The 8448-nt window shown below is 45.1% G+C and carries 11 protein-coding genes; all 11 read right to left on the reverse strand.

Annotation, left to right across the window (positions count from 1 at the left end; all coding sequences use genetic code 11):
* Positions 1-26: 26 nt before the first annotated feature.
* The gene (locus tag HP398_RS30155; protein ID WP_017246987.1) at positions 27-305 is read right to left on the reverse strand and encodes a hypothetical protein; all 279 of its coding nucleotides are present in this window, start codon (positions 303-305) and stop codon (positions 27-29) included.
* Positions 306-413: 108 nt separating this feature from the next.
* On the reverse strand, positions 414-1031 hold the full coding sequence (locus HP398_RS30160) for a DUF4046 domain-containing protein (protein ID WP_026042923.1): 618 nt from the start codon (positions 1029-1031) through the stop codon (positions 414-416).
* A gap of 97 nt (positions 1032-1128) precedes the next feature.
* Positions 1129-1638, reverse strand: a complete 510-nt coding sequence (locus tag HP398_RS30165) for a hypothetical protein (protein ID WP_017246985.1) — start codon at positions 1636-1638, stop codon at positions 1129-1131.
* Positions 1635-2066 carry a TadE/TadG family type IV pilus assembly protein gene (locus HP398_RS30170; protein ID WP_173624470.1) on the reverse strand — a complete coding sequence of 144 codons (432 nt, stop codon included), beginning with the start codon at positions 2064-2066 and terminating at the stop codon, positions 1635-1637. Before HP398_RS30170 ends, HP398_RS30165 begins: the two co-directional genes overlap by 4 nt.
* Entirely contained in the window at positions 2063-2560 is a 498-nt protein-coding gene (locus HP398_RS30175; RefSeq protein ID WP_173624471.1) for an A24 family peptidase, read from the reverse strand. The genes HP398_RS30170 and HP398_RS30175 overlap by 4 nt, the downstream gene beginning before the upstream one ends.
* Entirely contained in the window at positions 2557-2733 is a 177-nt protein-coding gene (locus tag HP398_RS30180) for a hypothetical protein (RefSeq protein ID WP_017246982.1), read from the reverse strand. Before HP398_RS30180 ends, HP398_RS30175 begins: the two co-directional genes overlap by 4 nt.
* A 90-nt stretch (positions 2734-2823) precedes the next feature.
* Positions 2824-3711 (reverse strand): type II secretion system F family protein, encoded by an 888-nt coding sequence (locus tag HP398_RS30185; RefSeq protein ID WP_371736823.1) that lies wholly within the window; start codon positions 3709-3711, stop codon positions 2824-2826.
* A 38-nt stretch (positions 3712-3749) separates the two neighbouring features.
* Positions 3750-4646 (reverse strand): type II secretion system F family protein, encoded by an 897-nt coding sequence (locus HP398_RS30190; protein WP_173624473.1) that lies wholly within the window; start codon positions 4644-4646, stop codon positions 3750-3752.
* An 11-nt stretch (positions 4647-4657) separates the two neighbouring features.
* A complete protein-coding gene (locus tag HP398_RS30195) occupies positions 4658-6145 on the reverse strand; it encodes a TadA family conjugal transfer-associated ATPase (protein ID WP_173624474.1) in 1488 nt (495 codons plus the stop codon).
* A gap of 11 nt (positions 6146-6156) precedes the next feature.
* Positions 6157-7560, reverse strand: coding sequence for a CpaE/TadZ family protein (locus HP398_RS30200; RefSeq protein WP_017246978.1), 1404 nt, complete (start codon positions 7558-7560; stop codon positions 6157-6159).
* Positions 7557-8285: a Flp pilus assembly protein CpaB gene (gene cpaB, locus HP398_RS30205; protein ID WP_173624475.1), complete on the reverse strand. Its 729-nt coding sequence runs from the start codon at positions 8283-8285 to the stop codon at positions 7557-7559. Before cpaB ends, HP398_RS30200 begins: the two co-directional genes overlap by 4 nt.
* Positions 8286-8448: the final 163 nt, after the last annotated feature.

Consider the following 8448-nt stretch of genomic DNA (forward strand, 5'->3'; position numbering starts at 1 on the left):
CACCCGTGCAAGGCGATTCAGAGAACCTACTCAGTTACAAAGTAAAGTTCTTCTCCGGTCGCGAAAAGAAGAGCGATCCTTCCCCCGCGCTCCATGACGGTTGGAGCATTCTCCATTACAATCAGTCCGTCATTGAGTACTACTCTGTCTCCAAATCGATGTACAGATTCGATCTGGAACGCTCCCTGCGGAACTCTTTCCACTGAAAGATACCTGCCGGGTTTGTGCTTCTGGTAGCGTACTTGTCGCCCTAGAAGCTGCTCCACGGATGCAGAGCATTTCTGGTGAGCCTCTACTGTTGCCATACGCAACGCCTCCTTCTCTCACCTGTAGAGTACGGCCGTTTCATCTGCTTATAAGCCTATGAAACTATCTCTACCGTAAAAAAAGACAGCAGGGTTGTGCAAATATTTTTATAACTCTTCCCAATAAGAGGGATCACTAAGTTCGGGATACATTTCAGTGACCATATCAAATGGTGAAAAGTAGAGTGTATCGACGAGAATCTTGAGTTTATATGTTTTCAGGAGCGTATATGCTCTCTCTGTTTTGCTGAAGATACTTGGCAGTTGACGCAAATCTGTCAGCTTTAGTAGATGCCTGCACATATAGTCGACGCATATTTTTGCCCGTTCCTCACCCTTTATGCTCTGAAAATAAGATGGGGGAAAATGACGTCTTATGCCTGAAAGCACTTCATGGTAAACCCATAGCACTCGTTGCTCTTCTGAAAGCCGAGGTAAATACGGATAAGCAAATTCGACGAAATAATACACATCCTCAGCCTTTGCCTCGATAGGCGGTTCAATAAATTCCCTTACTAAATGCAGCTTCAATTCTTTAACATCTTGCAAGCTCAATTCACGCCGCGCCTGCTCTGGCGTCCATCTTTTCACATTTTCAATCGCATATCTGACAACTAACTGGACTTTTTGCTTACGGTACTGCACATCTTCGAACTCATACGGGGAAAAACGCTTTTGCTCTCCGTTAAGAATTCGTTTGTACCGATCGACTATTTTTGAAGGCACTGTCATCTCACTCCTATCCCCATTTCTGGAATATACTACTAAATTACCATGCGGGATTAGGACAAAAATAACAGTACCTTTGTTCAAAATTGTGACTTTATTCATAGACTCCAGACTGGGAGACTCTGTTCATTTTTACAAACAGCTCATCCCAAAATACAGATATATTCTTTTCAACCTTTACTTCTAAATGATAGATTCCTTGCAAGTACAAATAAGGCCGTTCACCTTTTTGGTGAATGACAGAGAACCCATCACTTGTCCCCTCCAGATTCGGCCTGTTTAATCTCCAAAGAATCCCCGCTTCTTCACGTGCCCCGCGAATGATATCCGCATCACGCCGTTCTGCTTCTTCTGTTGTCGCAAACAATCTGATTTGCTTATCACCGTTTGAATCCTCGTACTCCCATTTTCCAGCCGCACGCGATCCTTTGGTAATCAGATCTGCTGTATGTTGCATCTTCATTTTTAGATAATCTGTCTGCTCCAAAAATAACAGGATAGAGAGCAGGCTGCCTAAGCAGAAGAGAAAGAAGAGCACAGTAATCATGGTTGCCCCGCGCTCTTCCTTCACTCGAAACAAAAAATGGTGCAACAGATCATTCATTGCTTCTCCTCCGCATTTTCAACCATCATGTGATAGCTTTCGGTTATCTCGTATATTTCCCCCGTAGCGAGAAGCCGAAATGAAACTGTTGCTTCAGCTTTTACATGACTACCTTTTCTCCAGCCGTTCCCATCAAGCTCCAGCTGCACATCTTTGTGAAGGACTCCGATACCTTGTTCTAATTCTGATGTACCTCGCTCTTTCGCATGGAATTTGGCCAACCCGAAATTGGGCTGCACTGCAGCAATTCTCCCTGCCTCATACGCAGCCGCCAATGCCTTTTGCTTGTTGTACATCATGCTGAATTGGTCAAAGGAGAATACGATCAAGATCCAAACTAAAGGAAACACCAAAATAAACTCAATCATTTGGCTGCCTCGCTCATCTTTCACCCTCGCACGTATCACTCGTCCCATGCGTGTGATCATCCGCTTGCTCCGATGACATCTCGTACGGATTGGAACACAAAAGCAACCAGCAAATATACCGCGTAGGGGAATGAAAAGGCTGTTTTTTCCCTGCCTGGAAGCCATACTTGTCGATGAGCTGACCATCCGGCTGCTATGATTTGAAGATTGTTGCATAAGCGAGCCCAATTTTGCGGATAGAACACCATAACAAGCAGGCACAAAACGATGGAATGCAAAAACAAAGAATACACCACACTCCAGCTCGTCCAAGCACCAACAGCCATCAGCAACTTTTGATCCCCCATCCCCATCCCTTTTAAGATTACGGGACCAACTGTCAACAAAAAGGCTCCTGCCACACCTAACAATGCTCCGGCTAATAATTCACCTTCCCACTGATACCATAAGCCGACAGTAATCGCTGGAAAAACAAGAGTATTCGGTATTTTTCTTCGTCTCCAATCCGTCCATGCTGCCGCTCCTAACACGCCCAGCAAGACTACGTTTGTCATTTGCTTATCTTTTCTTGCAGTTCCTTCAGCTTCTCGTCTTCGGCAGTGCCTAGTTGTGTCAGTGTCGGAATAAGTACAATCAAGATGACGGCAATGATAATGACCATTTCCACGATCGTAACACCGTCCTCCTCATACCAAAAACGCTTGACGTAATCTGCGATGGCTCCCATTCCATTCACTCCTCATTGAGATTTTGGTTCTATTTTCACTCTGCCAAAAGACAGTGCCTCTCGCAAAAATATTTACATTCGCTAATTTTTCTACAAGCTTTCTCCGATGCCAATGAATGCAGGACCCATCACCAAGAACAACAGCGGCAGACCCATTAACAAAATGACAAAAGGCAATAACCTGATATTTAACCGATTCATATGGGTAGCAGCTTCGTCTTCTTGTTGTCTCACTTGCTCCTCTACTTGGACAGACAACATTTGTGATAGGCTAACCCCTTTTTTCATCGCCTCGTTCATCTCCAGCGCGATTGTAGTCAACGAATCTACCTCCCACCGAAAGGCCAACTCTTCAAGCGCCTTTCTCCAGTTCCCATGCCTTTTCTCTCCCATTTCTAGGCTCGCAAGCTCTCTGCCCAGTCTTGCATCAAACCGTCTCGCTGTCTGCTTAACAGCCTGCTGCAATGGCATGCCTGCTTCCACCAGTGATTGCACAATGCTGAAAAAAATAGGAACCTGCGCACGAATTTCAGCTTTTGCCCGCTTGTCCGCCCAATCTAGCAGCATGTTTGGAAGCAAGTACAAAAATAAGCTAAACGTTAAGGGGAGACCATTTACCATACCGATTCTTTCACCGTTAACCATGCTTATTGCCAATGAAGCTAGAGATGAAGCTATGAAACACATACTGATGAGCCGGAACAAGACAATCTCTGTCAGGCTTATCTCGATCCCCAAACGCGCCAATGTTTCCTCTATTTTTTTCTTATCGACACCCGTCCATTTGTAAAAATGCTGTAGCAGTACCTGATTTTTCTCCAAGCCTCGAACCAGTGTCCACCTTTTTCGTCCATGTTGAAACGATTGTTCAAGCTTGGCTTGTTTCTCGGAATCAATCCTGCCCAAAAGCGTGGCGGAGAATGGTTCTTCCTTACTCACACATGACGGAAGACCGTACAGAAATATAGCAACACTCACCAATATACTAGTAACGAGAACGAACATTGCACCCTCTCCTATGCTCCCCTGCTTATGCTTTTATGCGCAACATAACGAATTGCTTCTCCCCCAATCAAAATAGAAGCCAAGCTTCCCAAAATAAGCAATCTCCCCCCTATTGTGGCCGTTAGTGGGTCGAAATGATTGGGATTATTCACATACAACGCAATGACAAAAACAAACGGCATGACACTTAGTAAATTCACTTGTGCGACGATCTGCGCCATTGCTGCTTTTTGTCTACGGAGCGACTGTCGGCGCCGCAATATCGAAGAGGCAGCCAAATCGAGCGTTTTGGCCATATCTCCGCCCATCTCACGTTGAATGTGAACAATGGTCGCTAAATATTTGACATCTGCTGATCCTGTACGTTCAAAGAATCGATTCATTACGTGCTCCAACGGGACTTGTGCCCGCAATAGCTCTACAATACGCCTGTATTCCTCTAATACAATTTCTGATAAGAATGGACTAGCCGCTACCTGTTCAAACGCATGCAAATACGATGGAGAAGTACGTAAAGAACTGGCCATGAGACGAATCGCTTTTACATTGCCTGCTTCGAAATCGTCCTTTCGACGAGCTCCCCATACACTCACCAACCGTTCGGTAAACATAATCCCTGCCAGCAAAGCAGGCAATGCCATCCACCAAGACTGTAGGATCTGACTACTCACACCAAAGGACGCGATCCCCAATAAAAAAGAGAGGGTCACATACTGGTTTATCCCCCATCCTGAGCGCGATTTGGCCAACCTCTCCTCAAACTGCTTCCAAATTGTTTTTCTGTCCTGTTGCAGGACTTCTACAATTTCGTGCTTCCCCGTCGGTTCTCGCATAAACAATTTGTTGGGCATGATCAATAACAGGATGGCCATCCCCATCCCTATCGCAATAGGTAAGCTAATATCCATGCCTTCTCCTCCTATAGCGGTATTGGTGTGGTGAAAAAGACTTGCTCAATCTCCTCTCGTGACAGGCCTTTCTCTAGCCATCGCTTAATCAGTCGCTCTGGGCGATAGCCTGTCCATTTGAAGTGGCCCTTTACTCTCCCATTCTCCACCCCAGTTGCTTCGTACACGTAAATATCCTGTAAGTACACCCGATCAGGGAGAACCTGTTTAATGTTGCAAGCTCGTTTTATCCATTCTTCATGCGATTGACCCGTCCCCACTACCTCCGTTATCGCAACCACCTTGCGACTGCCATCTTCTTCAAAACGTTTTACTTGAACAATCAGATCCAGTGCTGAACCGATCATTAAATTGCGCTCCTCAGCACTATACCCTTCATCTGCTTTTCCAAATAAAATGGGCAATGTTGAATCGACCAAAGCTCGCGGTGAGTTTGCATGTGCTGTGCTCCAGCTACCAGGGTGATCCGTATTCATCGCCCAAAGCATATCTACGATTTCGCCACCTCGTGTCTCACCGACCATAATGACATCCGGCCTTTTTCTCAAGGACAAACGAACACAATCCTTGATCGAAAACCCACCCTTCCCCTCATAATTCGCAGGTTTCGCTAAAAATCTGCGCACAAAAGGATGCTGAAGCTTCATCTCCAAAACATCCTCGATCGTAATAATACTTAAATGATCAGGAACATATTGGGAGATGAGATTGAGCATATGTGTCTTGCCTGAGCCTGTTCCTCCACTAACAATGCCAGATGCACGAGATAATCGGACGGCTCTGTTTAAAAAGAGAAGCATCGGCTCGGATATGGAACCATACCGCAAGTAGTCGGACTCGCTGAATAACTCACGGTGTTTTCTGATCGTGAGCATATGACCATCGGGAGAAATAGAGCGATGCGTAGCAGCAACCCGGGAACCGTCCGGAAGCTGTGTATGCAGCTCTGCTTTTGTTTCATTAAACTCACGCCCCATTGTCGCTGCAATTTGTTCCAATAAGCGCAGCAGCTCTTCCTCATCGCGAAAAACAGCAATGTCTGGCGATTCAAGACGACCAGTACTTTTTCTTTCAATGACGAGATAGTTATAGCGATGAAAAAGAATTTCCGTAATGTCGTTATCCTCTAACAAAGCATCTAATGGCCCCCAACCCGTCAAAGAATGCAGCAATCGTTTTACTTCTGCTTCCATTTGTATGGATGTCAGTGTCGTTTGCGACTCCAACAGCATTCGAAGATCTGTCATCAACTCATCTAAAAAGAGTGGGGACTGCTTTTCCTCCCATAATCGTTTTCCGTATTTCTCAACAATCTGGGTACGAATCGATGTTTCCCTATCTGTCCCGACCCATTTTTCATTCGTCCGCTCGTGTTCGGGGGCATGCATTTTTTCGTGAAGCGTCGAAGGTACTCCCGCCATTCCCCTCCCCGCTGACCGTAATTCTTGCGCTGTGCGGACTTGATTAGAAATGCCTAGTAACTGTTTTTTATCGAACATGATACCCTCCCTTATCCCCATAACCACTTGAAGAGAGATGTTTTCTCTTTTTGTTTCTCTTTTCCAATAGCCTTAACTTGTTCCCCATCTACAGGAAACAGTGCTTTTCCTAGTGTCTCAATGGCTTCCTTGGCCGGAATTCTCCCTGACTGGAGCATGACTGGCGTTCCGGTGTTAATCGATTTTTTTACTTCTACATCGTCAGGTATTGAGAAGATTTTTTTGCTAGGGTGAAGTTGAAAGTAGGCACGAATTTCATCTAAGGTAAACATTTCTTTCCGTTGCAAACGATTCATGCAAATTTGAATGCGTTCTTCAGGGTACTCTGCTTCTCTCAACAGTTTCAGCAATCGTTGAATATTTTCAATGGAGTCTACCACCGGATTTCCCACCATCACGACATGTTCTGCAAAAAACAGAGCTTGAATCGTTGCATCTGTTGTATCAGGAGCCGTATCGATCAGAATGACGTCGTAGTCGCTTTGTTTTAACGTTTCGAGAATCAGATATAAATGATAGTCACGGATTTCAAAGCTTTGTCGAATATCACGGGGGGAGGTAAGTACATGCAATCCCGTATCAGGATGAGCAACCACATATTTCTCGATTTGTTGTGGAGATAACGGCAAGGCTTGTGCGTATTCCTGCCATTCCTCACTGCTTATGGAATAAGGGTCATTTCCTTGACTCTGAATAAACGAATGCAACTGAGCATCAAGATCCTTTACCCACGTAAAAAGATTAGGAGTACGAGGGAGATTTAAGGTAGTTGCAAATGTACCGAGATCCAGATTGAAGTCAACAGCAATTACCCGCAATGGGAGACCTTCTTTTTTTTGCATGGAAAAGAAAATCGCTAGCTCACGAGAAATAAATGTTTTTCCTACGCCACCTTTTGGACCGTAAACAGTAATAAGCTGTTTGGAACGAGTCATTTCAGGGACTTGTCTATCTGTAATCGGCTCGGAGAATGAAGGCGTCTGGCTCGGATAGCTCTTGGTTTGTTCCTGGATTACATACTGATGTTGTTGTGGCGTAGCTTCTGCTCCCATGCCTTGAGGCTGTATCATCATGGCTAACGCTTCGATTTGCCCTGGTTCAATGGGCTTGGCAATAACCCATAAACCTAAGTTCCGGAAAAACGGCTCCCACATCAGTTCATCGCTTGAGCAAGCAGCAATAAATGAAAGATGAGGAAAGGCTAGCCGAAATTGCTGACACAACACACCTCTTTCCGTTCCCTTTATACCACCGAGCAATACCAAATGGGGTTGGTTTGCCTGTAATTTTGCCCATGCCTCTTCCACTCCGAGTGCTTCCCCGCACACTTCTACCCATCTGCTGTTAATAAGTTGAGCCGTTAACAAACGAGCTGAATCTCGATCATCATCTACTATGAGCAAACGCCTTTTCACTCCTGCTCCTCCTTTTGAATACCCCAGCGTGTTTTCGTCTTCATTAACTCTGCAGCGAATTTTGCGTCTCCTATTCCCGGATTTCCCCCATCCTTCATTGCGGCCAAGCCCAATCTGATTTTTCCATAATGAAGTGCGTGTGTTAGCAGAACAGCCTCATCACGTGTCAGGGAGAGAGTAACAGCTACCAGATTGGGGTGATCACCTTCCATTTCGCGTTGAATGCCAATGATCGGCATATTCTGCAATAGGAGTCCAGAATGTGCTCCTGTCTCATCTTCAAAGGAAGCATAGACGTGTACCCTTTCTCCGCTTGATACATGCGGTGAAACTCCTGCTACATTGTCTATGGGAATGCTCATACCTGTCATTTCTTCTGTTATCACCCCGCTGCCTTGTGCACTACTTGTTTGCTCCAAATCACTTTGCAATAACGGGCGACCTCCCTTCACGTGACGAGTGAATGCTAAACCGACAAGACTCTGTCCTTCTTCCCATGGAATCAAGCCTGGAATTGGAGCAATGGGTCGTTGAAAAATCCCTCCCAATCTCAATGTCAAAGGCTCCATATCCTTCGCTTCCAGTAATTGGCCACTTTCTTTTTCTACTGATGATCGTAATTGTATATAGGTCACCTGATGTGGTTTCAAAATGGTGTAAGACGCTATACCTATACATGTAGCGAGAAGCAATATAGCCAACAGTCGTAACGGATGTATAGACATTCTCCCCCTCCTCTCCATTGTTTCTAGCGTAGAGGATGATAGAGGGACAAAAAAAGAAAACAAAAAAACCGTGCATTCGTTCTGCACGGTTACACTTATTACACAAAAAAACTGCATTCTCCATTACTTTTTACAAGTAATCGGGAATACAGCTTTTCGTCTC

It is taken from the genome of Brevibacillus sp. HB1.4B (assembly GCF_013284285.1).
Taxonomy (GTDB): Bacteria; Bacillota; Bacilli; order Brevibacillales; family Brevibacillaceae; genus Brevibacillus; species Brevibacillus porteri.